Here is a 26159-nt window from a genome sequence, read left to right as displayed (position 1 = left end):
GGAGGGTGAGCCGGAGACAGGAGCAGGAGCCCGGCCGGGTACCCGTAACCGAGAAGGAGCCGCCCTCATGTCCGAGACGTCCGCCCACGGTACGTACACCACGGGCCTGCTGACCGCGGCGGACGGTGTGCCCGTCGCCACGTACACCTGGCTGCCGGCCGGTGGCAGGCCCCGCGCGTTCGTGCAGATCGCCCACGGCGCGGCCGAACACGCGCTGCGCTACGACAGGTTCGCCCGCCACCTCACCGCCCACGGCTACGGCGTCGTCGCCTCCGACCACCGCGGCCACGGCGCCACCGCCCAGTCCACCGGCGGATACGGAGTGACGGGCGCCGCCGACGCCACGGCCGACAGCTGGCGCGCCATCGTCGACGACCTCAAGGCCATCGGCGACCAGCTGCGCACCCTGCACCCCGCGACCCCGGTCATCCTGCTCGGCCACAGCCTCGGCTCGATGCTCGCCCGCGACTACGCCCAGGAGTACGCCGACACCATCGAGGGCCTCATCCTCTCCGGCACCTTCCGCACCCTGCCCGGCGCCGAACTGGAGTCCTCCATCGAGGGGTTGGAACGCGAGATCGCCGAGCACGGCCGGGCCGCCCTCTCCTCGTACGTCCCCGATCTCTTCGCCTCCTTCAACGACCCCTACCCGCACCGCACCGGCTTCGAGTGGCTCTCCCGCGACGAGGCGGAGGTCGACCGCTATGTGGCCGACGAGCGCTGCGGCTTCCCCTTCTCCACGGGCCTCTCCCTCGACTGGGTGCGCGGCATCCGCAAGCTCAACGACCCCCGCAACCTCGCCCGCGTCCCCGCCGACCTGCCCATCCACATCGCCGTCGGCACCGAGGACCCGTGCAACCAGCGCATGACCCTCGTCCATGAACTCCTGGAGGACTTCCGGTACGTGGGCGTGCAGGACCTCAGCTGGAAGGGGTACGAGGGCGCCCGGCACGAGATCCTCAACGAGACCAACCGGGACGAGGTGCAGGAGGACCTCACGGCCTGGCTCGACAAACACGTGCTGTGAGGGGCCGATTGTCTCCACGATCGGCCGGCTCTCTCCACCGCTCGCTCTCTCACCTCCCCGCTGGGCGTCGAAGGCATCCGCTTCCGGTCGACGCGGAACGGCGGTGCGAACTACGTGCTGGTCACGGGCCCGGAGGGTGCGTGGACGCGGCGGCACCGGAGGGCGGCGCCATGCTCCGGCTCCGGCCGCACACCGGGCACATCCTGTCCCGGTCGGCCTGAGGCGCCGTTGTCAGTGGGCTTGGCTACGGTTTCCCATGCCCAAAGCAGCAGCTCACACCGGTGCCGACGACGTCCGCACGCTGGCCCTTGCCCTCCCCGACACCACGGAGAAGATCGCCTGGAGCATGCCGACCTTCCGCGTGGCGGGGAAGATGTTCGCCACCCTGCCGGAGGACGAGACGTCGATCGCCGTGCGCTGCCCCAAGGAGGAGCGGGACGAACTGGTCCTGGCCGAGCCCGAGAAGTTCTGGATCGCCGACCATGAGGCGGGCTTCGCCTGGGTGCGCGTGCGGCTCGCCGCGCTCGACACCGACGAACTGCGGGACATCCTCGCGGACTCCTGGCGCCAGGCGGCACCGACGCGACTGCTGGAGGCGTACCCGGAGTTGGGGGTTCCGGCTGACGGCTGACGACTGACGACTGAGGGGCGGGTGACGAGGAACGGCGGGGCGGGTGCCGAGGAACGGTGGATGGGTGCCCGGGGGCGGGGGGGGGGGGGAGGAGGCCGTGAAAATGGCTCGGCGCTCTGGTCTAGTCCATGGCATGATCCGCTGCCGTGACGGCCAGTGGAGGGGGACGGGCGGGGATGGCGAGGGTGCCGGTGCCGGGCGGACAGCCGGACGACGCGGAGACGGCCGAGGCGGCGCCGGGCGGATCAAGCGGATCAAGGGGGCCGGACGGTCCGAAGCCGCCCCGTGGGCTGAAGGCACCGGTCAGTGGACCGAGGGCAGCGGCCGGCGGACCGAAGGCAGTGGCCAGTGGCCCGAAGGCGCTGGCTGACGAGGTCGAGTCACCGGTCGGCGAGCTCAAGTCACCGGCCGGCGAGCTCAAGTCACCGGCCGGCGGAACCGAGGCGCCGGCCAGTGACCCGAAGACGCCCAGAGAGCCATCGGACGACGGCTCGACTAGATCGGACGAGGGCTCGGGCACAGCGGACGAGAGCTTGGGCACAGCGGACGACGGCGCGGGCACAACAAACAACGGCAGGGGGATCTGGACCCGCGACTTCGGTCTCTTCTTCAGTGCCCGCGCCGTCGCTCGGCTCGGCGACACGATGCTCCCGGTGGCCCTCGCCGCCGGACTGCTCCAGCACGGGCACGGCGCCGGGGCGGTCGGCCTCGCGATGGCCTCGACCGCCGCCGCCTTCGCCAGCCTGGTGATCTTCGGCGGGGTTCTCGCCGACCGGTTCGACACGCGGCTGCTGATGATCGGCGCCGACCTGGTCCGGGTCGGCACCCAGTCCCTCGCCGCCGTCCTCTTCTTCACCGGTCACGTCGTGCTCTGGCAGATCTGTGTGATCGCGGCGGCCAACGGCGCGGCGGGCGCCATCTTCCAGCCAGGAGTGGCGAGTTCGGTGCCACGCCTCGCCGCGGACGTCCAGAAGGCCAACGGGGCGATACGCGTCGCCGAGTCGGCCGCCCAGCTCGCCGGACCCGCCGTCGCCGGTGTCCTCGTCGGCTTCGCCTCTCCGGGAGCCGTCTTCGCCGCGCACGCAGCGACGTTCGCGCTGAGCGCCGCGTGCCTGCTCCTGCTCCGCTTCCCGCCCGCGGTCCACGACTCGGCCCCCGATAGCCTCGGCTTCCGGGGCGATCTGGTGGCCGGCTGGCGGGAGTTCAGGGCCCGGACGTGGCTGTGGGGCGTCATCGTCATCTGGTGCTTCCTGATGATCACGACGACGGGCCCGACCACACCGCTGGTCGCGGTGTCGATCGTCGGGCAGCACGGCTCGGGCGCCTACGGCCTGGTCAACTCCGCGCTCGGCGCCGGCACGGTCGTCGGCGGCCTGGTGGCCCTGCGCCTGCGCCCCCGCCGCATGCTGCGCGCCGGAGCCTTCGCCCTCACCGGCTTCAGCGCCTTTCCCGGCGCGGTGGGCGCCGGCCTGTCCCTGCCGCTCATCGCCGTGGGCGCGCTGATCGCGGGGGCGGGCGCCTCCTTCTGGGCGGTCATGTGGGCGACGAGCGTGCAGACCCAGGTGCGCCCGGACGTCCTCAACCGCATCCACGCGTACGACGTGGCGGGTTCGATCGCGATGCTCCCGGTGGGCCAGGCTCTCGCGGGCCCGGCGGCCAACGCCTTCGGGACGGACCGGGTGCTGCTCACGGGCGGCGTGATGACGCTGCTGGTCTGCGCCGCGCTGCTCGCGGTCCCGGCGATACGGGGCTTGCGGCGGGTGGACACCCGGATCGGCGGCGGGCAGCCAGCGGCCCCCGCCCCGGACCCCACGCGCCACCGTACGAAGAGCCGCTGACCCACGAGGGACACCCCGCCCCTCTCTCCGCCCTCCCCTCCCGTCCCCTCCTCCTAGGCGGTGACCCGTTCCTAGGCGGTGACCCGCTCCTATGCGGTAACCCGCGCCCCCGCGCCGAGAAAGCCACTGATCCGCTCCCGCAGGCCGGCCGCGTCCAGGCCGTGCGCGGCCAGATGCTCGTCGAACTGCCCGTAGCGCCGCAGCTCCTGGCGTCCGACACCGAGCCCGAGCACCCGGTGTGGCACGTCGGCGAGCGCGTCGTTCGCGGCGGCGGTGGAGGTCCCCTCCAGATAGGGCTCGACGACCACGACATCGGCTCCGCCTCCGCCCTTCTCGACAGCCCGCCGCAGCGAGCCACTGTCAAAAGGCCGAACGGTGGTGGCATAGAGGACGGTCACATCCATGCCTTCGGTGGCGGCGAGCACCTCGTCCAGCATGGGCCCGACGGCGACCACGACTCCCGCACGCCCTTCCCGAACCGTCTGGAAGCGCACCCCGTCCACGGGCCTGGCCTGAGCGTTGGACTGGACGGACAGCCGCACGTACACCTTGTCGTCCCCGGCGGCGACCGCGTGCCGCAGCAGCGTCTCGGCCTCGTCCGGGTGCCCCGGCACATGCACGGTCCAGCCGTCGAGCGTGTCGAGCAGAGCGACATCCCCCGGCGCCATGTGCGTGTACCCACCCGCGGGCCAGTCGAAGGAGGCAGCGGCACTGACGAGCACCCCACCCAGCCCCTGATGCCCGAAATCGAGCTTGATCTGCTCGAAGGGCCGCTCGACGAGAAAGCTCGCAAAGGTGTGCACGACGGGCCGGAGCCCGGCGAGCGCGAGCCCGGCGCCCGCGCCCACGGCCAGCTGCTCCCGGATCCCGACGTTGATCACCCGGTCCGGGTGACGGGCGGCGACGTCCTTGAAGGCGTCCGTGCCGATCGCGGCGAGCACGACGGCCGCGCGGGGATCCTCGTCGAGGATCCGGGACATGACGGGGGCGAAGCGGTCACGCATGGTGTCCATGGCGAAGGGGGTCCCTTTCGAGGCTGGTGCAGGTGGATGCAGGTTGATGCAGGCGGGTGCAGGTGGGCGCAGGCGGTTGTGGGTGGAGGCAGCGGAGGCGGTGGGGGCTCAGGCGCTCTTGAGCTCGCCCGTGTAGTCCTTGGGCTCGACGCGGGCGACGACCGCGTGGGGCCGCCCCGGGTGAGGCGCGGTGTAGGCGGCGTGGAGCGCGTCGTGGTCCCGCCCGTCGACCGTCGCGGTCGACCAGCCCGCGGCCTCGAAGCGGGCGGCGATGCCGCCGGGCCTGGCGTAGGTGGCGGAGGAGTTGTCGATGACGAGGACGTGCAGCCGCTCGAGCCCGCCCGGACCCGCGTACGCGATCGCCTCGTGATTGCTCCCCTCGTCCAGCTCGGCGTCCCCGACGAGCACCCACACGCTCGGGTCCGTGAGGCCCTGGGCCCGCAGCCCCAGGGCCGTGCCGACCGCGAGCGGAAGCCCGTGGCCGAGCGAGCCGCTGCCGATCTCGACGCCCGGCACGAGGGTGCGGTCAGGATGGTGCCCGAGCGGCGACTCGTAGGCCCCGAACCCCTCGAGCCACTCGACGGGCACGAAGCCCTTGGCGGCGAGCACCGCGTAGTAGGCCATGGGCCCGTGCCCCTTGGACAGCAGGAACCGGTCCCGCCCCGGGTCGTCGACCCGCTCCGGCGAGACCCGGAGCACCCGGTCGTAGAGCACCCAGAGCGCGTCGAGGGTGGACGTCGCGGCGGGCCCGTGCTTCTCGTCGCCGGTCATGAGTCCCATGAGCCCCATGAGCCGCTCGAGCTCGCCGAGGTCGGCGGGATGGGTGAGCCGATCGAGATGGCTGGGTCGGCCGAGGTGGCTGAGATCGGCCGGGCGCCGCCCACGGCCGTCTGCTTCAGTGTGTGCACGTTCCGTTGTCATCGCCATGACCCGAGCGTGCAACCTCAACTGGACTTGAGGTCAACGGGACAAAAGGCGGACGCGATCACGGTCCGGAGTGCGGTATTGTTTCGGTGCGCGTTCGGCCGGGGGAAACCCCAGGTCAGCGAGCATCGGGACGTGGCGCAGCTTGGTAGCGCACTTGACTGGGGGTCAAGGGGTCGCAGGTTCAAATCCTGTCGTCCCGACAGAGATGTCGGTATAAATCGCAGGTCAGAGGCTGTCCGCAAGGGCGGCCTCTTTCTGTTGCTCTGGGAGCGGTGGGAGGGAGCGGGCTCCCTCCCAGTCCCCATGTCTGTTTGCTCCCACTCGGTGGGGTGTCCCCATATTCGATTTCGTGCAGGTATGTGCGGATTTTGGGGGTGGGAGCGGGGTGGGGTGGTCGCCGGATCGGGTCGGGGTTGTGCGTTGGGGTTGCGGGGGCGGAAAGGGGTGAGCCCGCTCCCGCGGGAGCGGGCGCTGGGAGCGGGAAGCCCATAACTGAGATCCGGTTGTGGGGTCGGCTGAGAACTCGACCCCTTGTCCGATTTGGTTTGCACCCTATGCCGGATTTTTGACTGGCTCCCTGTGTCGGCCATCGAGATGTTGAACGCAGTAGAGAGACGCTGTGCAGGTCAGAGGGGTGCGGATCGGGGTGGCGGCAGCCGTCGAGCAGCATTCCGTTCGGGATGCGCTGTGGGCGGCGGTAGGAGGACGTAGTGCGACGTAAGGCCATCCAGGACATCTACAACGCCGAAGACCGAGAGCACGCCGCCAAGGCCGTCGCCGCGTTCGCGAAGCAGTATGGCGCGAAGTTCCCCAAGGCCGTCAAGAAGATCACCGATGACCAGGCCGAGCTGCTGGCGTTCTACGACTTTCCCGCCGAGCACTGGATCCACCTACGGACCACGGATGTAATCGTCAAGCGGTACAGGTCACGGACTCGGATGCGGTGCCGGGTATCGCCGGTAGGCGAGGGGTGCCGACCGGGCGTTGGGTCTGCCACTGGGCGGCGAGCACTGCGTAGGCCCGCTCGGCCTGTTCGGCGATCGCGCGTTCCTGCCGTCGCACTTCCTTGTCGTTGTGGTCGTAGCCCGGACCCCGGCGGGCGATGCGGCGTTCGGCGCCGGCGGTCAGCTCGAGAGACGCTGCGCCGCGGCACCCAGGCCCTGACCTGGGACTCGGAGGGCCAGCTGGCCAAGGTCACCGAACCGGCCGCGGAGGGCAAGGGCCAGACCCGCAACTGGAAGACAGCCATCAACACCCTCGCCGGCTTCTACGGCGACCGCGTCACCGACAACCAGTACTCCCACACACGACACAGAAGAAGCGTCGACACCAGGGCTTACACAAAGGAAGAGGGTCTTCCAAGAATTTCGTAGGTGTTGATCGTCAGGGCTGGAGTGTCAGTTGAGCAGGATGAGCTGGCGCAGGAGTCGGTGTCCGGCTCGGCCGTAGAGCTGCCGCTTGATGAGTTTGATCTTCGTATTGGCGCCTTCGGTGCGGCCGTTGTGCCAGGGCAGGGTGACGGCCGCATCCACGGCGGTGCGGTCGCGTTCCAGGCCGGTGGCGAAGGCGTGCAGGAAGGGTAGGTCAGCGGCGCGAGTGTGGATGATCCAGTCGGTCAGGTCGGTGTCGTTGCCGTCGGCTGGGGTCAGCAGTTGGGCGAAGGTGTGGATCTGGGCCGCCAGCGTGGCCATCTCCGGGCATGCGCCGGTGAGTTGTTCACGCAGGGCGTGCTGGTCTTCGTCGAGTCGGTCGGGGTGGGTGGTCAGCAGACCGGTGACGCGGCGTGGGGACAGGACGGCGTGGTCAGCTTCGACGCGGCCGGAGTTGATGTAGCGGACCAGCAGATTGGCGCTTCCGGAATAGCCTTGCTCGCGGATCTCGGCGAGCAGGTGGGTGACCGGGACGGCCGGGTCTTGGGCGCGGCGCTCGCGCAGATACTCGCGGTAGGGGTCGACCAGGCCGGGCCGGTAGGTCGGGGTGCGCACAAGCCGGTCGGGCTCGGCGTGCCGGGCATAGCGTTTGACGGTGTTCAGGGCCAGGCCGAGCTGGCGGGAGCAGGCCAGCAGGCCGACGCCCTGGTCGAGCAGCTCGTGGACCTGCCGCCACCGCTCCCGCGTGTTCTGAGCGCGTTTGCCGTCAATCAGCGCAGGGCCGAACTTCCCCCAGCAGGAACTGTGGGCGGTGACGTCCTTCAGGGCCGCCTCGGCCAGGCCGTGCCAGAGGTGCCAGCGGTCCATGACCTGCACGATCTCGGGATCGGCATCGAGGGTGGCCTGGGCGAAACTGCCTGCACCGTCCCGGCAGACCACCCGTACTTCGGGATGTTCCCGAAGCCACGCTGACACCGTCGCGACCTTCCGGTCGGGCAGCACCTCAATGCGCCGGCCGGACTGCGCGTCGACGATGATCGTGGCGTAGCGGTGGCCTTTGAGCAGAGCGAACTCATCGATCCCGGCCACCCGCGGCACCTCACGCGCGGGCAGCGTGATCCTCATCAGGCAGTTGAGCACACTCGCCCAGCTCACCACCTGATGCAGCACGGCCAGCAGACGGGCCCCGGCCGAGCCTGCCAAGGCCACCGCGACCGCCTCGATCACCCGCCGCAGTGCCGGGGTCCGCCGCTGATACCGCTCCGTCAACCCCGTCACCTGCTCGACGAAGGTGGCCTTCGAACACGCCGGGCTCTCGCAGTACAAACGCCGCACAGACAGGTCGATCATCACCGGTCTGCCGCCGACCGCCTCGTCGGCGATGTGCCGCACATACCGCGAGTGCACCCACGAAGACGACTGACCGCACCCCGGACAGGCGCACGAGACCCCATCCCTGGTGCTGGCAGCGATCCGGATCTGGTCCACCCCCGAATGCAGCCGTCTCACCTGTACATTCACCAACTGCGGGAGCATCACGGCCAGTTCGACGTCACACACCACCAGCCTGCCCGAACCTGGGTACGCCAGGCACCAGAACCCTCAGTCCGATCAACGCCTACGAAATTCTTGGAAGACCCAAGGAAGAGACACTCCCGCACGGCTTGGCCGACTCGAGCAGCTGGTCTTGGGGGGCGGGACTCATGACCTCGCTCCTAGGCCAGATCCAGAGCTCTCTCCCGGACTGGTGGCGGCCCTTGTAGGTTGGTCGGATGTCGGAGCAGAGCGATATAGAGCAGGTAGCCGTGGCGTGGGCCCGGCTCACTGGCTGGCTGGCCGAGTACGCGCCCGCCTCGTACGCCTCCTTGCTGGCCCCGGCGGCTGAGAAGGCCATCACTGCTGCGGAAGCCCGCCTGGTGCATGCGCTGGACTTCGGCTTCCCGCCCGAGCTGAAAGTCCTGTGGCAGGTGTGCGGCGGGGTACAGAAGGTCGATGTGCCCGGCAATGAGGACGGCGAACTGTGGGCGGGCAAGTTCCTGCCCGGGGGAATCTTCCTCGCGCCCGAGCCCTCGCTCTGGCAGCGCTTGCGCTTCGGTCCCGGTGAGGAAGACCCATGGGACGGGGCCGTGTTCGTGTCGTTCCTCGACGCGGAGGAGCCCACCGGCGCCGGAGAGCACGGCGTGTACGTCTCGTACTCGGCCGATCCGACCTTGCGGGGCGTGGGGCGCTGGTCGACGATGACTGGCCCGGATCTGTCGCCTCCTGCCTGGCCGTCCGTCACCGCCTACTTGGAGGCGGCCTGCGAGCTGCTGGAGACTGGCGGCGGGCCACTGTTGGACGCGCTTGGTGGGCAGCGTCCGGCGCTGGCGTTGGGGTGCCTGGTGTGGATCGACCCCGAGGACGGCCTGGAGGTTCCTTGGCGGCTGGTCCACCCGTGATGTGAGCCGGTGTGGGCCCTGTCGAGGGCCCACACCGACGGTCAGTTGGTGGCCGCTACTTCGCGGTCATCGTGCAACGGATGGGGAACCCATCGAGCTCAGTGGGTTCGCACTTCCCGGTCATGCAGGTGTCGAGCCAGTAGGCGTCCTTGTCCATGATCCGCATCTGCGTCATGAACTTGGCGAAGTTCGCGCCCATCGACTCCTGGTTGTGGATACCGGAGATCGCCGAGCGCCCGCACACCTCACCGAGGGTGGGCACCTGGTCGACTTCGCCGCCGAAGTCGATGTTGTACAGGTGGATCTTCGTGCCGTACTTCTTCGCGAAGGTCTGCACACAAGCCTTCCCGTTCGGAGTGCCCGTGGTGGAACCGGTGGGGACAGCCTCGTTCAGACCGCCTTCGCTCTTCTTCATGCCGCCGCTGTTGTACGAGGACGCGAACGCGAACTCGTCGCAGTTCAGCTCGTCCCTCGCATCGTCCAGAGCGACCCAGATGGAATCGTCTGTATCGGGCTGGACCGCTACCCGGTACAGCGCCGAGGCGCGGGCCTGCTGGCCGCTTGCGCTTTAACGACTGGGGCCGTCATCTTCTGCACCGATGCGGCGGGCAAGGGCCGCTCGCTCGTCAGCAGACCGCCGGCGTCGAGCTGATCAGTGATCGGTCCCTTGCCGTGCTGGGCCCGGAATCGCTCGATGACACGCTGGTTGAACGCGAACTGATCCATGACCTGCAGTCAACCACGAGTGCCCCCGCTGCCGTTCGGATTCCTGACCATCGGCGCCCAACCGAACGGCAAACGGGATTACTCCCACGGAACATGCCCGTGACATGCAGAAAGAGACGTGAAGCAGCTTCTGACCAGCAAGATGGTGGAGCAGCTGGCTCTGCCCTGCGCCGTCTCCGCCGGAACCCTCCCAGGGGGCATGCATCAGCCGCATCGACACCGTCCACATGCGGCAACGGCGGCCTCCAAGGCCACAACCGGGTCTTGGAGGCCGCCGGGTACACAGGCCCTAGAATCACTAGCAGCCTCGGATGAGCCGGAGCCAGAACTCCTACATCTCCAGCGGAGGGTTAGTACCAGAGGTACAGGAAGTACTTGAACTCGCCGTCAGCGCCTATTCCAGAAGGGCACTTGTAGCCGCGCCCGGAGGCCCTACCCGCGTTCTCGCACTGGTTCCTGGTCCAGTATGCCTTGTAGAAGTGCCAGGTGGCCGGAACCGCGTTCATCTTGCTGGCCGAGACCTTCGGTGCCGGTGCAGGCTCGGCCGCCTGAGCCGTCACAGCCGTGCCCCCAAGGGCGAGCGCGCCCCCCAGAGCCGCGCCTACCAGTGCACGTCGCATACGCACAATGTTCCCCTCTCTTGGTCATGGTCACGTTCGAGCACGTCGCCGCCGTCGAGCACGTAGTGCCCCCGACCCGCGAGCGTCCCGTCGTTCTGGCGGACGGAGTCCTGCTGGGTTCGGTCGGAGCACCCCACCGATGGCATCAACGTGAGCGGCGCTGACAAGCAAGGTAGGAGCGGACCGCGGCGGTGTCGTCCCACGCTGGTTTGATCGCCGCCGAAACCCTCGCGGTACGTTCTTGGTTCCTGCAACTTTCGCGGTACAGCAGAGGCGGTACCGCTCCGCCCGTGAAGGGCCCGGGAGAGCTGGCGGCAGCACGTACGACCTGGGCAGCGTTCATGGAGGCGAGACTCCGAAGAGCAGTAGCCGTTCGGCACTCCGTCCATCGACGCCGAACCGAACGGCAGGCAGACCCCTACGCCGTGTCAAAACGCCGTGACCAGTGGAAAGGGGATGTGACACTGCTTCTGACTGAGTGTTCTGTTCTGCTTCATTGCGAGGCATGGCGGTTTGGCGGTCCTGTTAGTACGGGGCGGAAGGGGTGGTCGAGTCGAGGGTGATCGCTGCGACAGCAGAGGGCTGTTTCGTTCCGACGTCTCCCGTCTCCTCCCAACATGCTCCTGCCCGCGGGCGTTTGGCCGCTGGTCGCGTCGGCCGCCGCGCGGTACATCGGAAACATGACCCCGCGCGGCGGGTACCCCAGCGACCTGTCCGATGAACGCTGGGAACTGATCGAACCGGTCCTCACGGCCTGGCGGGCCAAGCGCCGCAGGGACGCCCTGGACATCGGGCGTCCGCCCGAGCACGACCTGCGCTCCCTGATGAACGCCGTGCTCCACGTCGACCGCACCGGCATTCCCTGGCGCTATCTGCCGCACGACTTCGCCCCCTGGGCCACGGCCTACGGCTACTTCGCCAAGTGGCAGCAGGACGGCGTGTTCCAGGAGCTCTCCGGCCTGCTGCGGCGCCTGGTCCGCGAGCGCGAGGGCCGTGAGGCCGAGCCGAGCGTCTGCGTGCCGGACTCCCAGACCATCAAGACCTCGGCCAACGTGCCCCGCGCCGACCAGGGCACCGACGCCGGAAAACGGATCGTCGGGCGCAAGCGCCACCTGGGCTGCGACACCCTGGGCCTGCTGCTGACCGTCCTGGTCACCGCCGCCGGCGTGTCCGACACCACGGCCGGCGTGCACCTGCTGTCCCGGATCGCCGCCGCCCACCCGCGCATCACGAAGGCGTGGGTGGACGCCGACTACCGCACCACCGCCATCAACCACGGCGCCCGCCACGGCATCGACGTCCAGCCCCTCCAACGCCCGCCCGGCGCCCGGGGGTTCACGGTCATCCCGAGACGCTGGACCAGCGAGCGCAGCATCGGTTGGCTCATGCACTGCCGCCGCCTCGCACGCGACTACGAAACCCATCCGCACCGCTCCGAAGCCATGATCCACCTCGCGATGATCGACCTCATGGCCCGCCGTCTCACCGGCGAAAACACCCCCAACTGGCGCGGAACCTGACCCGGGACCAAACACACCTCACACGAGCAAACGCTCAGTCAGCAGGTACGGCGAGAGGCGGTTGACGACGAACGCTGCCTCAAGCCCGTGCAGCCGGTGCCGCTCAGGGAACATTGTCCCGACGTTGTTGATCAGCACGCTCAACGGCGTCCGCGACGCCCCGTGCTCGGCGGCGATTCGGTCGGCCAAGGCGCGCACCTGGTCCGGCAAGGCGAGGTCGTATGGCAGGAACCGGCCGGGATGCGATGGGCGCGTTGTGTTGATCCCGGCCACGACCTGCGCGCCCTGTGCCGCTTCAGATGGCCGTCAGATGTTCAGGCTCTGACGAGGAGCACGACTTCGCGTGGCGGAATCAGTCCTTCGCCGCGGTCTTGGAGGGCCGTGATCCCGACGATGATGTCACGGCAGGCCAGGTGGGCGTTTTCATTCCGCGTGAGCTGCGCTACGTGGAGAGCTGCTCGGCGGATAGCTTCGGCGGTTGCCGGATGTTGCCTCTCGCCTTCAGGAGGCAATTGCCGAACCACCTGCTGAAGACCGTGTGCCAGGCCGGGGTGCCGGTGTGCCACCTCGTGGACCATGACTCTCACCTGGCCCCGCAGGTCTGGGGCTGGCGGCGGTTCCGACGTGTCCTGTGGGATGTTGACCAGACGCCACTGCTTTTCAAACTTGGAGCTCCCCACCGGGTGGATCTCGGTGAACCCGACCAACTCGCCAAGCTCGGGCCTGGAACTGCCTGCGTTGGATGTCAGGAGGTGTTCAGCGACTCTCATCCGTTCGCGCACGCGCTCCATCGGGACCAACCACGGATGCGGCGTCCCTTTCGGGGCCCAGCTGACCCAGCCCCGGTGGCGGGTGAAGTGGGAGCTGTCCGGGGGCGATACCCACAAGGAGCACCTTGAAGGAACCAGCGGTCGCATGGCTGGGTCGTTGGCCTCGTCCCAGGTGGGCACCCGGAAGGTGGCCGATCCGTCGAGCTGCTCGTTGACCCAGTCGACCAGCATCTTGGCGTACACCTCGGGCACCCCCACTGCAGTCGCGTCATCGTCCCCGTCGGGCAGCCTCATATCGTCGGGACTGTTGATGCGGGCGAGTTCGCGCAACGCGTCTGGAAGCATCCGGAAGATCGTGTTGCTGATTGGTCGTGCGCTGACCAGTAAGCCGTCCGCGAGCCAGATGGTCTGGCGCAGGTGGCGAGCGAGGGTGACGCCGACCATCAGTCGTCGGCGTTCCCCATCCGGCGATCGAAGGGCGTCCCGGCGGACCTGTTCGAGCCGTCGGCGGAGGCGCCGGGGCGGTGTGTGCCCTGCCTCGTCATAACAGTCCAGTGCGAGAGCCAGTGATTCGGCGGTGTCGTGGTTCAGACAAGCGTTGATCACATCGCTGGGATCGTTCATAGCCGCCCACAGCAGTGTGGTTTCGCGCCACCATGGATCGGTGACCTTCTGCCGCAGGTAGTGACTCGGGCCGCGCCAGTGGATGTGGGCGGCGGCGAGGTACTCCTGGAACGTCTGGTGAGCAAAGGAGAATTGACCGGGCTGGCGCTCAATGAGCAGCCCGGTGCGTGCGACGGCAACTAAGAAGGCCCCTGCAGATACACCTGGGCATTCACGGCCGAGCGCCAGCGATAGCAAATCGTCGGTCAATGGCCCTTCGTCCGAAATCGATTGGATCTGGTGGACCATCATTCCAAAAGCCAGCTCCCGCAGTACGACCTCGCGCGCCGGACCCGCCTGAGCCTCCTCGCGCAAACCCTTGCCCTCGTACCGACTCCTTAGCAGCACCTGGCAGATCTCGAAGTACAACTGCGCCCGGGTGCCGGGGAGAGCGCCGCGATAACGGTGCACGTTGCACAGCATGGTCAACAGTAGGGGGTTGGAAGCCAGACCGTACAGGCTGGGCTGAGCGTGCAGCCGATCGAGCAGATTGCCGGCCGAAGCCCGTGCCGCAGCGCCGGTGTCCCCGGCTATCGTTCCTGTAGCCGCGTACCAGGCTTGGACGAAGCGGCTGATCTGATCCGGTGTGAAGCGCCGCACCACGAGAGCTTCCGCGCCGTTCAGCGGTGCGGCCTCGTAGCCATGAGGGCGAGTGGTGAGCACCCAGTGGTTGTCCGGATATCGCGCGATCTGCATCTCGGTCCACTGGATCAACTGTTGGCGCGCATACGGGTCGGCGACCTCATCAAGCCCGTCGAGCAGCACGACACAGCAGCCTCGCTCCAGCTGCTCGTCGAACCACCCTGCCGGGGCGTCATCGAGGTTGGCGTTGGTGACCGTCTGGCGGGCGAGCGAGGCGATCGTCACAGCCGAGCCCGCCGCGATGCCGTCCACGATGTGCCGGACGTGATCGCGCAGGGGCACGAACACCGGAAGTTCCCGCCTCGCGCGTCTTTGCGCCTTGCGCCGTGCGAGGACGACAGCAGTGTGCTGAAGCAGCGTGGTCTTCCCCGTTCCAGGCGCTCCGATGATCACCAGGGTGCGCTGTCGCGGCTGGTCCAACAGGTGCTGAAGCGACAGGCGTTCACCGGAACCGAGCTCCGGCTCCACATCGGCCAGGGAACTGCGCTGCGCCGCATGAAGGGTGCTCGGCCTGAGGCTCACATCGACGAACACGTCCTCAAGAGGGGGGTTCTTCGGGCCCTGCGTAGGCAGACCCTTGAGGTTGCTCACGGCGTGCTTCTGTGCCAGGTATTTCCTGTATCGAGCCTCGTAGCGAGTCAGGCGGTTCAGCAGTAGTAGCTCCACGTGACCGGCAACCCGCTTGGCCAAGCTCCCTTCCAGCTCCTTGGAGACGGCAGCGGTGAACGCGAGGCCAACCACCGCAACCTCGTAGGCGATCACGGCCAGACCTGCCAGTACGGGATACTGCAAGGCCGTAGACCTCAGCCCGGTGATCGCCACAGCCAGCGGAGGGGCGAGCCCAAGTAGCCCGAACCCGATACGGCCGAGAGATGACTTACCGTCTCCTGTCACGCACGCCCCCAGTTGGCCCCAAGTGGACCACTGTAGGAGCAAGTAGGCACCCGGCCGCAAGCTATCTGAACACCCCTCAACTATGGCTAGCCAGAGCTGAGTTCATTGAGCATCGTGACTTGGGAGCGTGATAGGCGATCGTCCATCCAGCATGTCGTCACGGAGGCTCAAGGACTCGGTCCTATACCAGATCCACTGAAGGTCGGTGCGACCTGGGGCCTCGTTCCCCAGGGAGCGTTGGCGGTCCTGTGGCCTGGTATGGAGGGCCCTGCGGTGACGGTGTGAGAAGCGAACGTGCCGGAGTCGAGCGCGCACTTGGGCCTTGCCCCGATTGTGCGGTAGATGCCGGGCAGGGAGGAAGCTCCACAAGCCAGTTACCTGTGTCTACGTCCGAGTACGGTCCTGTGTTGCTCTTCGTGAGTCCGAAGTGCCCATTGTCGGTGCGGAGTTGCGTGTACAGCATCGTGTAGAGGTCTACGTACCGTAACGGTGGGCGGGAGCGTAGCAGAGCTTGAATGGGGGAGTGGGCTCACCGCTGGGGGTCAAGGGGTCGCTGGTTCAAATCCTGTCGTCCCGACAGAGATGTCGGTGAGAACCGCAGGCCGGAGGCCGTCCGTGAGGGCGGCCTCTTTTTGTTGCTCTGGGGGCGGTGGGAGGGAGTGGGCTCCCTCCCGGTCCCCATCAGCACATCGGTCACGTCCGATCAGGACCTGGCTCGGGCGAGGAGCTGCGACCCCCGGAGGCCGGGCGGGACGGACATGACCGACCGGGGGCCAAGCTGCCGCATGGCCGACGCATATTGAACCGGGGGTGGCTGCAACTGAGCGGCATCTCCCGCTCGTTCGGGTCGGCTGGCGGAGGCAACGGGGCGCTGTGCACCCGTCCGGCAGCGTGTGCGTCATAGCCAGCCGTTGCGCTGGGCCTGCAGGGCCATCTGGAAGCGGTTCGCGGCGCCGAGGCGGGCCATCAGGATCTGCAGGCGGCGGAAGAGGGTGCGGCGGCTGATGCCCAGTTCGCGGGCGATGGCGTCGTCGCTCGCGCCACCCGCGAGGAGCCACAGCAGACGGCGGTCGGCCGGTGGCAGGCCGCCGGGGCTTGCGGTGGTGCCGTGGAACGGCAGGGCGTTCTGCCAGGACTGCTCGAAGAGCGCCATGAGTGCGGAGAGCAGGCCGCAAGGCTGCACGACCAGCATGGTGTTGTGCACGTCGGCTTCCTTGATCGACAGCGACACGAGTGCGTACGCCTCGTCGATGATCACGAGTTTGACCGGCACCGACGGCAGGACCCGGGCCTGTTCGCCGGCGTTGACGCACGGTTCGATGGCCTCCTTGAGATGGCCCGGGTACTCCAGGGAGGCCCTCGAGTACACGACGCGCTGTGTCATCCCGCGCGCGAGCGTGGCCAGCGCGTCGTCCGTGGTGCCGGGCTGGGTGACGTACGGGGGTGACTCGAGCTGCCGGATCTGTGTGCGGGCGCTCGCCCATGCCTGCCGGATCCTCGGGCCGACGGCGTCGCCGGTGACGACCTCGACGAGGTCGTCGTTGTACGCGGCGAGCCGCTGCCGCCTGAACGACTCGAACGCGCCCCCGACGGCGATGCGCGACTCCTCGACCTCGGCTGCCCGGTGCCGGGCGAGGATCTCCAGGCCCGCGGCCGGCGGCACCGGGGCCACCACGTCCCTGCCGCCCTCGGCGGCACTGGCCAGACCGGCGCCGACCAGTGTGTCGTACGCCTCGGTGAGTTCCGCACCGTCAAGACCGGCCGCTCGCGCGATCGCGTCCAGTGGGGCGGGGCCGACGTCAAGGAGAGCCAGATAGACCTGGGCCGCCGTGTGATCGATGCCCAGGAGCCGGAGCGCCTCGCCGAGTTTCGCAGGGGTCATACGCCGCATTATCGACGCCCCCGGTCAGGAGAGTGGCTGATCTGTGCCAGTGGCACTCTTTGGCGCTGAGCGTGCGCGGCGGTGGCTACCTTCCGCTGAGAAACCCGTCCGGAGGTCTCGCAGAGGTCTCTTCAGAAGATGGAGCACGCCGTGGCGAAGGGCAGGAAGAATGGTCTCTACTCAGGGATATCCGCGGAACTGTCCGCCCTGATGCGGACAGGGTGGGAGGACACCGAGCGGCACGACCTGACCCTCGACGAGCAGGCCCCGTACGCGGCCGAGCGCCGCGCCGCGCTCTCCGCCCGCTTCCCGGGCGAGCGCCTCGTGGTCCCCTCAGGGAACCTCAAGGTCCGGTCGAACGACGACACGTACCCGTTCCGGGCGTACTCGGGCTATGTGCACATGACCGGGGACCAGGCCCGGGACGGCGCTCTCGTCCTCGAACCCCGCAGGGACGGCGGCCACGACGCCTACTGCTACCAACTGCCGCGCGACAGCAGGGACAACGACGAGTTCTGGACCGGCCCACACGCGGAACTGTGGATGGGCCGGCGCCGCTCCCTCGCCGAGTCGGAGCGCGTGCTCGGCCTCGCCTGCCGCGACGTCCGCGGGGCGGCCGACGACCTGGCCGCCTCCGCTGCCCTGGCCTCCGGCACCCCCACCCGGATCGTGCGCGGCATCGACCCGGCTCTGGAGGCCGCCGTCACCACCGACGAGAGGCGCGACGCCGAACTGGAAGAGGCGCTCAGCGATCTGCGCGCCGTCAAGGACGACTGGGAGATCGGTGAGCTGCGCAAGGCCGTGGACTCCACGGTGCGCGGGTTCACCGATGTCGTCGGCGAGCTCTCGAAGGCGATCGCCTCGTCCGAGCGGTGGATCGAGGGAACCTTCTTCCGCCGCGCCCGCCTTGAGGGCAATGCCGTCGGCTACGGCTCCATCTGTGCCGCGGGCGAGCACGCCACGATCATGCACTGGACCGACAACGACGGCCCGGTGCGCCCCGGAGACCTGCTCCTGCTCGACGCGGGCGTGGAGACACACACTCTGTACACCGCCGACGTCACGCGCACGCTCCCGATCAGTGGCACCTTCACGCCCCTGCAACGCACGGTCTACGACGCCGTGTACGAGGCTCAGGAAGCGGGGATGGCCGCCGTGAAGCCCGGCGCCGCGTACCGGGACTTCCACGAGGCGTCCCAGCGTCACCTGGCGGCCCGGCTCGTCGAATGGGGCCTCATCGAGGGCCCGGCGGAGCGTGCGTACGAGCTCGGCCTCCAGCGCCGCTTCACGATGGCGGGCACCGGCCACATGCTCGGCCTGGACGTCCACGACTGCGCGCAGGCCCGGAACGAGGAATACGTCGACGCGGTGCTCGAACCGGGCATGGTGCTCACTGTCGAGCCCGGCCTGTACTTCCAGCCGGACGACCTCACCGTGCCCGACGAGTGGCGCGGCATCGGCGTCCGGATCGAGGACGACCTGCTCGTCACCTCCGACGGCCACGAGAACTTGTCGGGGGGTCTGCCGCGGTCGGCGACCGACGTCGAGGAGTGGATGGCTCGGCACGCGGGATGAATGCGGCACGCGGGTCACGCTGGGCAAGTCATGGTAGCTAGCCCAGTCGGATGTGACGTGTGGACTTCTGCTCCGCCTGCGGTGCTGCCCGTGAAGCTCTTCGGTGATGGTGGATGATGCTCAATTCCCGTCGAGGGTGCAGGTCATTTTGGAGACGGGGAGTGGGTTGGCGACGTGACAGGGCCGACACTCGTGGCGTGGCGTGAACTCGCTGACTCGAGGTGACGACTGCGGGGTCCTACCGTGGAACTGCGGTAGGACCCCGCAGGTGCTCTCAGGTGCTCTCAGGTGCTCGGTACGCCAGACCTGGTGATACCGCTTGGTCTGCTGGCAGCGGGCCGGGGTGGTCGGTCAACTGCACAGGATGCTGCCCTCTGAGCTCAACGCGATCGGCGAACTGGACTGGGCCAGTGCGCCCGTGGACGGTTCCCGCTCCGTGCGTGGAGAGGGGGACCTGCGGCCGGCCCGTCGCCGGTCGGCTGGTGAGAGCTGCACGCCGCCGAATGTGCCGCGGTGGGCGGTGTCTGGTCGTCGTGGCGGCTAGGTTCTGTCCGGCGGATCATTGCCGGAGTCATAGCCTGATGGCTGCGGTGGTGACGGTGCCGTGGAAGACGTAGGCCCTCTTGCCGTAACGAGTGGTGACGGCCCGGGAGTTCTTGAGCCGGTTGATGGTCCGCTCGATCTCGTTGCGGCGTTTGTGGATCGTGCTGTCGAAGCCGGTGGGCCGACCGCCTTTGTTGCCGCGTCGTATGCGGTGTCCGCGCTGGTCTTCCGGCTCCGGGACGGTGTGCTTGATCTGGCGTGCCGGGCGTGAGCAGGAAGGCCATGGGGCGGCATCCGCCTTCACCAGCAAGGTGGATTTTGCAGGTCAGGCCGCCCCGGGACCGTCCAAGTCCCGCGTCGGGGCGATGGTTTCGGGGCATCGACCTCTTTTCCGGACGTGCGGCTTCTTCTTCCGGGCGCCGCCGCGTGCTGATGCGCCCGGCAGGACGTCGAGTCCACGCCGACCATGCTCCCGTCGATCCGGCCGGCCAGATCGGCGTCCGCCTGGACGGCCGTGAGGATCCGGTCCCAGGTGCCGTCCGCCGACCACCGGCGGTGGCGTTCATAGACGGTCTTCCCACTGCCAAAACGCTCGGGCAGGTCGCGCCACGGTATGCCGGTGCGTACCCGGAACAGGACCCCGTTGATCACCCGGCGGTGGTCGTTCCAACGGCCGCCACGCTGCCCGGGCGTAGGCAGATGAGGCTCGAGCCGCACCCACTCCGCGGTCGTCAGATCACCTCGCCCCACGTCGAGAACAACGAGACACGAGACGGCAAGCCGACAGACACATGATCCGCCGGACAGAACCTAACGAAGCACTACTAGGTGGTCTGCGGGGCGGGCCGCAGCCGCGTCGCGGTGCGGGTCAGGGCATGGCCGATGAGGCTGCCCGCGACGGCGCCGACACCGATGGCGGCTGTGGACAGCAGGGCGAGCAGCGCGGCCGTCCCGGCTCCTTCGCTGCCCACCGAGAGCTGGGTGAGGCTTTCGTACACCTGGAGGCTGGGCAGCAGGGCGCCGGTGGTTCCCGGGACGACGACGGCCGCAGCCGGGACGCGAAGTGCCGGACTGCAGACGGCGCCGGCCGCGCCCAAGGCGGTCGCCGCGCACAGCACCGCCAGCGCGGGCACGTGCACGGTGTGGGAGACGGCCATGTTCACCGCTCCGCCCAGGACTCCGGCGGAGACGGCCACGGGCAGGAGCCGTCGAGTGCCGCCCATGGAGAAGCAGTTGCCGAGAGCCCCGACGGCCGAGACGACGAGTCCGCTCCAGACGGACAGGACGGCGTGATTGATGTGCGGGGCGTAGAGGTTCGCTGTCGCCTCGTCGGCGAGCTCGGCGACGACGAGTACGCCGGTGGCCATGCCGGCCAGTGCCAGAGTCATATTGACACCCCGGGTGGCGGCCATCAGGGAGAAGCCGGTGATGCCGTCCTGCGGCAGCGCGATCAGCGGCACGATGGGCAGCAGAACCACCAGGTTCGCCGCCATCACGGCGGTGCCGTAGGGAACGATGAGGCCGGTGTTGAGCAGGGCGATGCCCAGGAGCACGGCCAGCGCCGCCTGGGCGGCGATGACGAAGAAGAACGGCACGGCGCCGCGGAGCAGCAGCCAGCCCGCCCGGTCGCACACCATCAGCACGGCCACCGCGGTGAGAGCGGCCCACACCGAGCCGCCCACCTGCAACGTCACTGAGGCGGCGACGACGCCGCCGCCCGCCGTGCGCACCCACCAGGGCCAGTGCGGTGGGGTGGTCTGGATGCGCTGGAGGGCGTTCAGGGCCTGGCGCACGTCGAGGTGTCCCGCGACGACATGACGCACCAGGCGGTGCAGCGCTGCCATTCGTCTGAGGTCGCGGGGATCCTCCGCGGTACGGGTGACGCGCATCATCGACGCCGGGATCTTGTGCGGGGGCGCGTACTGGAGATGGATGGTGCGGGCGGTGATGTCGACTTCCAGGTGATTGAGCCCCAGCGCCGTCGAGACCGCGATCACGGACGACTCGATGGTCTGTGTGTCGAAGCCGGAAAGGAACAGTTCCTGGCCCAGCCGCAGGGCGAATTCCATGACCCGGCGGGCGTCACGTCCGGACAGGGTCTGCGAACTGACGTCCACCGTCCCGTCGAAGGCTGTGTGCTTCAGTCGCTCGAGGACCTCCCCGCCATCGGGATCACGTCGTTTCCGTCGCTTGTTTTCGTTGCGTCCCTCGTGCTCCGCATCGTTGCCCATGCGCTTCTGCTCCTCTGCTCCGCTGCATGCTCGCTCGGTCTCGTGATCGACGATCGCCATGGATCCGGTTCAGCCATGCTGGAGCCTGCGCGGTTCTTGGTGCGTGTGCACGCACATGTGCGCACGCACCAAGAACCGCAACAGCTCAGTACGGGAGGCCCGTTGGGCGGCACGCCCCGGCACCCTCCCGGCACGCCCCGGCACCTCCCGGCACGGCTCGGCAAGCATGGTCGGTCAGCCGTGTCGCCGCGGCCGATCGCGTTGCCGGTGATGTGGTTGGCCTTGGTGTGCACGCCATGCGGCCGCGGTTCTCGGTCGAGTTCGCCAAGCTGAAGGGGCTCAGCCGTTCTGGGCGGGTGCTGTCCCTCGACGAGCCGACGGACGGGGTGCTGTTCGCGGGCGGCGCCGGGCTCGTGGCTCTGAAGACCCTCAAGCGGGCGCGGGCCGACGGCGAGGGGTGCCTAGATTCTCAGCAGAGCGTCCCGCATACACGCATCGATGGTCGAGTGATGGCGAAGTGCGTAAGGCAGGTTTGAAGGGTCGACTCCGCCCTTCAGAAAGCTCACGACGGTAGTTGTCAGCCTTCCCCTGCATTCCATTCCACCAGCACACCGCCATCGGCGACAGATTCCACATGGACTTCCGAGCCAGGCATTTCTTCGGAATCGCCCCCGAGGCCGCTCCGATGAACGGGAAACCCGGCATGGACCAGCGAGCGGCAAGCCTCTTCAGCCAGTGCGTTGCGCTGGGCGAGGACCTCCGGTGAGGCTTTCGACGGCAGATCGAATTCGTACTTGGTCATGCGTCGTTCGCTTCCCCTCCTGGTCTTGGCCTGCCAGGGGCGTGCTGAACGCCCCCCCGCCAGCTCGCTGGCGGACGTCATTAGTCAGTGCTCGCGGCCTCGCGGCCTCGCGTTCAAAGCCGGTCCACGCCTGCCCTGTCAGTGCCGACTGGCACGATCGGGGGCATGACCAGCCGCACTGACACGCCTGTCCCGACCCCGGCCAACCACCGCATCTCCGAGACCTACGCCGACTGGGCGCGCACCCGGGATCCGGGTGCCGAGGCCACCGCGCGCGGCGTGCTCGACGAGGCCGATCGGAAGCGGGGGCGGGCCTGGGAGAAGCCGGGCCGGTTCGTGGACGATATGGAGAGACTGGCCCGAGGTCTGCCGGCGGCCCATCTGCCCTGGTTCTGGGACACCGTCGGCCACTGGCTGCTGGAGACGCACCGCCGCTCGGCCGCCCGCGCCTACGGCCAAGCGCGCGCCGCCGAACGCGATCACCGGCTGCCCGTCGACCTCGACTGGCGGCGGGCGAATGTGCTGCTGTTCGCCCGATTCGGCGCCCTGCCCGCCGGCGAACTGAGTGGTCACCACACCTGGCTGGCCGGATTCCTCGAACCGGGCGACGCACACCGCGAATTCGTCCGCCTGCTGACCATCTGGGCGGCGTCGCCCGGCGAGCTGCCCGCTGACCTGGCCCGACGGGTCCGCGACTCGGCCCGTGCCGCCGGCCGCGGCACCGAGGAGGAAGCCCGGGTGCTGGGCGGGCTGCTGGCCGCGGCCCGAGGCAAGGCGGTCCCCGACCGGCTGCTCGACGCGGCCGCCGGAACGCTCACCGCGCACCCACCGACGGACGACCAGGCCACCGCGCTGCTCGACCTGTTCCCCGAGTCGAAGAACGACGCGGCTGCCTGGCTGCGGCTGCTCGTCAGTTGCGGAGCCGCCGACGCGGCAGCGGCGGGCCGGATCGCTCCCGAGGGCGGCCTCGGCGACTGGCTGTGCCGCTACTCCGCCCGCTACTCGCACCGCACTGTCGCCGGCGGCGGGGTGACCAGCCAGCCCATGCCGGCTGAACTCCTCGACCTGGTAGGCCGGTTCGCCCCGCTGCTGCGGGCGGCCGGCACGCCCGTCCGGCTGCACGAGGACCGCTACCAGTGGCCGCACCTGGACGCGGACCTGCTCGACCTCTGCCTCGCCGAGGGCATACCCGTCGAGGATCCTGGCGCCGCCATCCCCATACAGTTCTGGGACGAGCACTCGCGGCGGGACCTCAAGGCCCTCGCCGCCGACCCTGTGTTCGGGCCCCGTCTGGAGGGCACCGTGCACGCCGGGCTCCGCTCCGGCACCGGTGCCGCCGCCGGGCCCCGCCCCGGCACCGCCATCAGCCGACTCCCACACAAACCCGGCGTTGCCGCCGAGGTGCACGTCCGGATCGAGAAGCTGCTCGACGCCCTGCGTGGCGGTGGCCTCGCCGCCGCCGACGAAGCCGTCGACGAACTGCGCGAACTTCTCGACCGGCCCACAGCCATCGCCCTGAACGGCATCGAGGAAGCCCTCGACGCGCTCGACCTCACCGGCCCGCTGGCCCGCACACTGCGCGCCGGACTGCCCGAGGAGCTTGGCTGGCCCGCCCTGGAGGAGGCCCTGGCCGAGTTCCGGTCCGACGAGACCGTGCACGTCACCTGCACCTGGCCGGTGCTCACCGTGTACGGGGGAGCGCGCGCCATCGCGGTCGACCACTCCGCCCGACGCGGCGAGCACGCCCTGGAGCTGCCCGAAGCCTCCCGTTCCCACACCGTGCACTGGGTAGGCGGCCGCTTTCTCGTCGCGTGGGGTGACGGCGACGGGCGGCCCCGACACGCCTACTGGTCCGACCGGCTCGGCGAGACCTTCGAACCGGAGAAGACGTTCGGACTGGCCCCCTACGGCGGCAGCATCCAGGGCGGCCTCGGCTATCAGTTTGAAACGCCTGACGGTGGCGGGCGCTTCGACGGCGAACGCGTCCTGCGTGCCGGCGGCCGCGAGGGCATCGGCCACCGGGACTACCAGATGAACGACGGCCACGCCTTCTGGAGCTCGGAGGTGTTCGGCGAAAGCAGGAATGGCTGGACCCGCTTCGACCCGGCCACAGGCGTCCCCGCCGACGACCACACCCTGCCCGCATTTCACCGCCCCGCCGATACCCCGCCCGGAACCGAGCCCTTCCCCGACCACCGGATCCTCGCCGCGCTGCCGCCGGGCGCCCCGCCCTCGCCGCTGGGCCAGGACGGGCAGCTCACCGGCTGCCGGGTCCACTACCGCACGCCGCATGACGGGCCGTCACCCCGAGAATTCGTGCTGGAATCCATCGACGGCCGCACCGCCTCCTACCGCAGCCGCAACTGGGGCCGCCGCCCCTGGGGCATCCTTGCCCTGCCGCTCGGCGGGGAGGATGCCGTCGTGACCGGCTCGACCACCGTCCGCAGCCACGCCGCCGAGGACAACTCCCTGCTCTGGCAGGTCCGGGGCTTCCCCGGCAGCCGTGACCGCTCTCCGGTTCGCGCCACCCTCGGCGAGCAGGCCGGGCCGATGCCGCCGCCCGCCTATTGGCACTTCCTCACCCCTCGTGACGAGGCATCCTCCGAAGCCCTGCGGGCCGTTACCGACACCTGCGTACGCCGGCTGCTGCACACCGGCACGGGGAGCGGCAACGACACGCCCCACCCTGTGCCCGGCGTGACCGACCCGCAGGTCCGGGCCGGTGTCGACCGCGCTGCCCGGCTCGCCGCCGACGTACTGCGCCGCCGCCGGGAACTGTCCCACCGGGTCGCCATCATGCGGTCCGGGCCGGTCGTCGACCTGCCCGACCCGGCACCCGACACCCTCCTCACCCCCGCCCTGCGCGGCCTGCTGCCCGAACTGCGGCCGTTCGAGACGCAGTTGCCGCAGCCGCAGCCCGCGCTCCTCACGTCGGTCGCCGCCGACGGCCGGTACCTACGCGGCGAGATCGAGGACGAGGTCCGGGTGCTCGCCCTGCCTGCCACCCCGCCCGAGTGGGCGGTGCTGACCGGCCGGATCGACGCAGTTGCCTGGCGCGCCGCCACCGCCGCCACACCCGACAAGGAACGGCAGGCCCTCATCGCCCTGCTCGATGTGTGGAGCCGACAGCCGTTCGCCGAGGCCGACGGCGCCTGGCGGACCGGTCGCGCCCCCGGGCAGCGGATCGCCGAACTCCGCGCCGGCGGCGCCCTGATTGCTTCCGGGCCGGTCCGCAGCGGGTTCGCCCCATTCCTCCACCGCGCCGCCGACTCGGAGCCCGCCGACGCCCAGGAGTGCGAGACCCACACCATCACCCGCGACGACACCACCCGGCTGCCCCGCCTGCTGGATCTTGTCGCCGGGCACGGGCCGCTGCCGGTGCCCGAGGAGGCGGTAGACCTGTTCCGCTGGCGCACGGGAGTGCCCCGCCCGATCGCCGCCCTGGTCCTTGACGGGTTTCCTGGCAAGGACGACTACGACGAGCACCGCAAGCTGCTGCGCACCAAGCCGTACAAGGCGGACCGGGAGACCGTCTGGGCATACGAGGAGATCCAGGGGCGGCTGGGCGCGGTCGGCCGGCGCGCTGTGCTCGCGGCAGGCATGCCCGTGGACCCGGCCGAACTGTGGGCACCCGGCGGTATGACCGCCGCCGCGGCCCGGATGGCCGCAGCCTGGGCCGGACTCCTTGACACAGGTCCCTACACCGACGACGGCAGCCACGCCGCCGCCCTCGCCGCGGACCGAGGCGTTCCCGAGTGCTGGGCCACCGCAGTGCTCACCGGCCGAGCCCCGGAGCCCCTGGACGCCGACGGGGTGCGGGCCGCCGCAACCGTCGTCACCTGGGTGCTCACCGAGCGCCCGATCGGCGACCCGGCCACGGCAGGGGCCCGCGCTCTCATCGAACGGCTCACGGACGCTCCCGCCGATCTCCTCACCGCTCTGCGCCGACTGGCGGACCGGTCCGCCGTCACCCCGGTCCCGCCGGGCCAGTATGAGACGAACCCGCTGTTCAGCGTCCCGTCGCTGGTGGAAGAGGTCAAGGTGGCC

At 69.4% G+C, this 26159-nt stretch carries 18 protein-coding genes, 1 tRNA gene and 2 pseudogenes; 9 read left to right on the top strand and 12 right to left on the bottom strand.

Annotated elements, in window-relative coordinates; genetic code table 11:
- The first annotated feature begins 67 nt into the window (after positions 1-67).
- From ACQB60_RS45120 to ACQB60_RS45110, 3 genes are all read left to right on the top strand, one after another.
- Entirely contained in the window at positions 68-1027 is a 960-nt protein-coding gene (locus tag ACQB60_RS45120; RefSeq protein WP_496931932.1) for an alpha/beta fold hydrolase, read from the top strand.
- A gap of 256 nt (positions 1028-1283) precedes the next feature.
- A complete protein-coding gene (locus ACQB60_RS45115) occupies positions 1284-1658 on the top strand; it encodes an MmcQ/YjbR family DNA-binding protein (protein WP_496931931.1) in 375 nt (124 codons plus the stop codon).
- A gap of 533 nt (positions 1659-2191) precedes the next feature.
- Entirely contained in the window at positions 2192-3496 is a 1305-nt protein-coding gene (locus tag ACQB60_RS45110) for an MFS transporter (protein ID WP_496931930.1), read from the top strand.
- 89 nt (positions 3497-3585) lie between these two features.
- On the opposite strand, the gene ACQB60_RS45105 is transcribed toward ACQB60_RS45110, so the two are convergent.
- Both ACQB60_RS45105 and ACQB60_RS45100 read right to left on the bottom strand, forming a co-directional pair.
- Positions 3586-4509: a transketolase family protein gene (locus ACQB60_RS45105; protein WP_496931929.1), complete on the bottom strand. Its 924-nt coding sequence runs from the start codon at positions 4507-4509 to the stop codon at positions 3586-3588.
- 108 nt (positions 4510-4617) lie between these two features.
- On the bottom strand, positions 4618-5298 hold the full coding sequence (locus ACQB60_RS45100) for a thiamine pyrophosphate-binding protein (protein ID WP_496931948.1): 681 nt from the start codon (positions 5296-5298) through the stop codon (positions 4618-4620).
- A 264-nt stretch (positions 5299-5562) separates the two neighbouring features.
- Here ACQB60_RS45100 and ACQB60_RS45095 point away from each other — a divergent pair.
- Positions 5563-5636, top strand: a tRNA-Pro gene (locus tag ACQB60_RS45095).
- A gap of 516 nt (positions 5637-6152) precedes the next feature.
- Positions 6153-6392 (top strand): annotated as a pseudogene (locus ACQB60_RS45090) (transposase); the annotation flags it as partial.
- Positions 6393-6833: 441 nt separating this feature from the next.
- On the opposite strand, the gene ACQB60_RS45085 reads toward ACQB60_RS45090, so the two are convergent.
- A complete protein-coding gene (locus tag ACQB60_RS45085) occupies positions 6834-8342 on the bottom strand; it encodes an ISL3 family transposase (RefSeq protein ID WP_496931947.1) in 1509 nt (502 codons plus the stop codon).
- 236 nt (positions 8343-8578) lie between these two features.
- Here ACQB60_RS45085 and ACQB60_RS45080 point away from each other — a divergent pair, with 236 nt between their 5' ends.
- Complete coding sequence (locus tag ACQB60_RS45080; RefSeq protein WP_496931928.1) at positions 8579-9244, top strand: SMI1/KNR4 family protein; 666 nt, start codon at positions 8579-8581, stop codon at positions 9242-9244.
- Between the two features lie 55 nt (positions 9245-9299).
- Here ACQB60_RS45080 and ACQB60_RS45075 read toward each other — a convergent pair whose 3' ends face one another.
- The 3 genes from ACQB60_RS45075 to ACQB60_RS45065 all read right to left on the bottom strand — a co-directional run bounded on the left by ACQB60_RS45075 (position 9300) and on the right by ACQB60_RS45065 (position 10476).
- Positions 9300-9659, bottom strand: a complete 360-nt coding sequence (locus ACQB60_RS45075; protein ID WP_496931927.1) for a hypothetical protein — start codon at positions 9657-9659, stop codon at positions 9300-9302.
- A 107-nt stretch (positions 9660-9766) separates the two neighbouring features.
- Entirely contained in the window at positions 9767-9970 is a 204-nt protein-coding gene (locus ACQB60_RS45070) for a hypothetical protein (protein ID WP_496931926.1), read from the bottom strand.
- 350 nt (positions 9971-10320) lie between these two features.
- Positions 10321-10476: a hypothetical protein gene (locus ACQB60_RS45065; RefSeq protein WP_496931925.1), complete on the bottom strand. Its 156-nt coding sequence runs from the start codon at positions 10474-10476 to the stop codon at positions 10321-10323.
- Between the two features lie 794 nt (positions 10477-11270).
- On the opposite strand from ACQB60_RS45065, the gene ACQB60_RS45060 reads away from it, so the two are divergent.
- Positions 11271-12110, top strand: a complete 840-nt coding sequence (locus ACQB60_RS45060; RefSeq protein ID WP_496931946.1) for an IS5 family transposase — start codon at positions 11271-11273, stop codon at positions 12108-12110.
- Between the two features lie 18 nt (positions 12111-12128).
- Here ACQB60_RS45060 and ACQB60_RS45055 read toward each other — a convergent pair whose 3' ends face one another.
- The 3 genes from ACQB60_RS45055 to ACQB60_RS45045 form a co-directional block, all read right to left on the bottom strand.
- A complete protein-coding gene (locus tag ACQB60_RS45055) occupies positions 12129-12383 on the bottom strand; it encodes a hypothetical protein (RefSeq protein WP_496931924.1) in 255 nt (84 codons plus the stop codon).
- A gap of 41 nt (positions 12384-12424) precedes the next feature.
- A complete protein-coding gene (locus ACQB60_RS45050) occupies positions 12425-14947 on the bottom strand; it encodes an NACHT domain-containing protein (RefSeq protein WP_496931923.1) in 2523 nt (840 codons plus the stop codon).
- 1030 nt (positions 14948-15977) lie between these two features.
- Entirely contained in the window at positions 15978-16961 is a 984-nt protein-coding gene (locus tag ACQB60_RS45045) for a helix-turn-helix transcriptional regulator (protein WP_496931922.1), read from the bottom strand.
- Between the two features lie 150 nt (positions 16962-17111).
- Here ACQB60_RS45045 and ACQB60_RS45040 point away from each other — a divergent pair, with 150 nt between their 5' ends.
- Complete coding sequence (locus ACQB60_RS45040) at positions 17112-18536, top strand: aminopeptidase P family protein (protein ID WP_496931921.1); 1425 nt, start codon at positions 17112-17114, stop codon at positions 18534-18536.
- 571 nt (positions 18537-19107) lie between these two features.
- Here ACQB60_RS45040 and ACQB60_RS45035 read toward each other — a convergent pair.
- The 3 genes and pseudogenes from ACQB60_RS45035 to ACQB60_RS45025 form a co-directional block, all read right to left on the bottom strand.
- A pseudogene (locus ACQB60_RS45035) lies at positions 19108-19829 on the bottom strand (IS5 family transposase).
- A gap of 74 nt (positions 19830-19903) precedes the next feature.
- A complete protein-coding gene (locus ACQB60_RS45030) occupies positions 19904-21310 on the bottom strand; it encodes a threonine/serine exporter family protein (RefSeq protein ID WP_496931920.1) in 1407 nt (468 codons plus the stop codon).
- 577 nt (positions 21311-21887) lie between these two features.
- Complete coding sequence (locus ACQB60_RS45025; RefSeq protein ID WP_496931919.1) at positions 21888-22112, bottom strand: hypothetical protein; 225 nt, start codon at positions 22110-22112, stop codon at positions 21888-21890.
- Positions 22113-22277: 165 nt separating this feature from the next.
- Between ACQB60_RS45025 and ACQB60_RS45020 the strand changes: the two genes are divergently transcribed.
- Positions 22278-26159: hypothetical protein (locus tag ACQB60_RS45020; protein WP_496931918.1), on the top strand; the 3882-nt coding region annotated here is incomplete at its 3' end.

Source organism: Streptomyces odontotermitis (genome assembly GCF_050510915.1).
In the GTDB taxonomy this organism is placed as follows: domain Bacteria; phylum Actinomycetota; class Actinomycetes; order Streptomycetales; family Streptomycetaceae; genus Streptomyces.
Note: the sequence above shows the minus strand (reverse complement) of the source record. Positions and strands in the feature narration are given on the sequence as shown.

Bases quoted from the DNA above. Each gene is read 5' to 3' on its own strand.
- ACQB60_RS45045 (WP_496931922.1), bottom strand. From the start codon at position 16,961: ATGACCCCTGCGAAACTCGGCGAGGCGCTCCGGCTCCTGGGCATCGAT.
- ACQB60_RS45025 (WP_496931919.1), bottom strand. From the start codon at position 22,112: ATGACCAAGTACGAATTCGATCTGCCGTCGAAAGCCTCACCGGAGGTC.
- ACQB60_RS45120 (WP_496931932.1), top strand. From the start codon at position 68: ATGTCCGAGACGTCCGCCCACGGTACGTACACCACGGGCCTGCTGACC.
- ACQB60_RS45100 (WP_496931948.1), bottom strand. From the start codon at position 5,298: ATGGGGCTCATGGGACTCATGACCGGCGACGAGAAGCACGGGCCCGCC.
- ACQB60_RS45080 (WP_496931928.1), top strand. From the start codon at position 8,579: ATGTCGGAGCAGAGCGATATAGAGCAGGTAGCCGTGGCGTGGGCCCGG.
- ACQB60_RS45060 (WP_496931946.1), top strand. From the start codon at position 11,271: ATGACCCCGCGCGGCGGGTACCCCAGCGACCTGTCCGATGAACGCTGG.
- ACQB60_RS45075 (WP_496931927.1), bottom strand. From the start codon at position 9,659: ATGAAGAAGAGCGAAGGCGGTCTGAACGAGGCTGTCCCCACCGGTTCC.
- ACQB60_RS45105 (WP_496931929.1), bottom strand. From the start codon at position 4,509: ATGGACACCATGCGTGACCGCTTCGCCCCCGTCATGTCCCGGATCCTC.
- ACQB60_RS45030 (WP_496931920.1), bottom strand. From the start codon at position 21,310: ATGGGCAACGATGCGGAGCACGAGGGACGCAACGAAAACAAGCGACGG.
- ACQB60_RS45065 (WP_496931925.1), bottom strand. From the start codon at position 10,476: ATGAACGCGGTTCCGGCCACCTGGCACTTCTACAAGGCATACTGGACC.
- ACQB60_RS45085 (WP_496931947.1), bottom strand. From the start codon at position 8,342: ATGCTCCCGCAGTTGGTGAATGTACAGGTGAGACGGCTGCATTCGGGG.
- ACQB60_RS45115 (WP_496931931.1), top strand. From the start codon at position 1,284: ATGCCCAAAGCAGCAGCTCACACCGGTGCCGACGACGTCCGCACGCTG.
- ACQB60_RS45070 (WP_496931926.1), bottom strand. From the start codon at position 9,970: ATGGATCAGTTCGCGTTCAACCAGCGTGTCATCGAGCGATTCCGGGCC.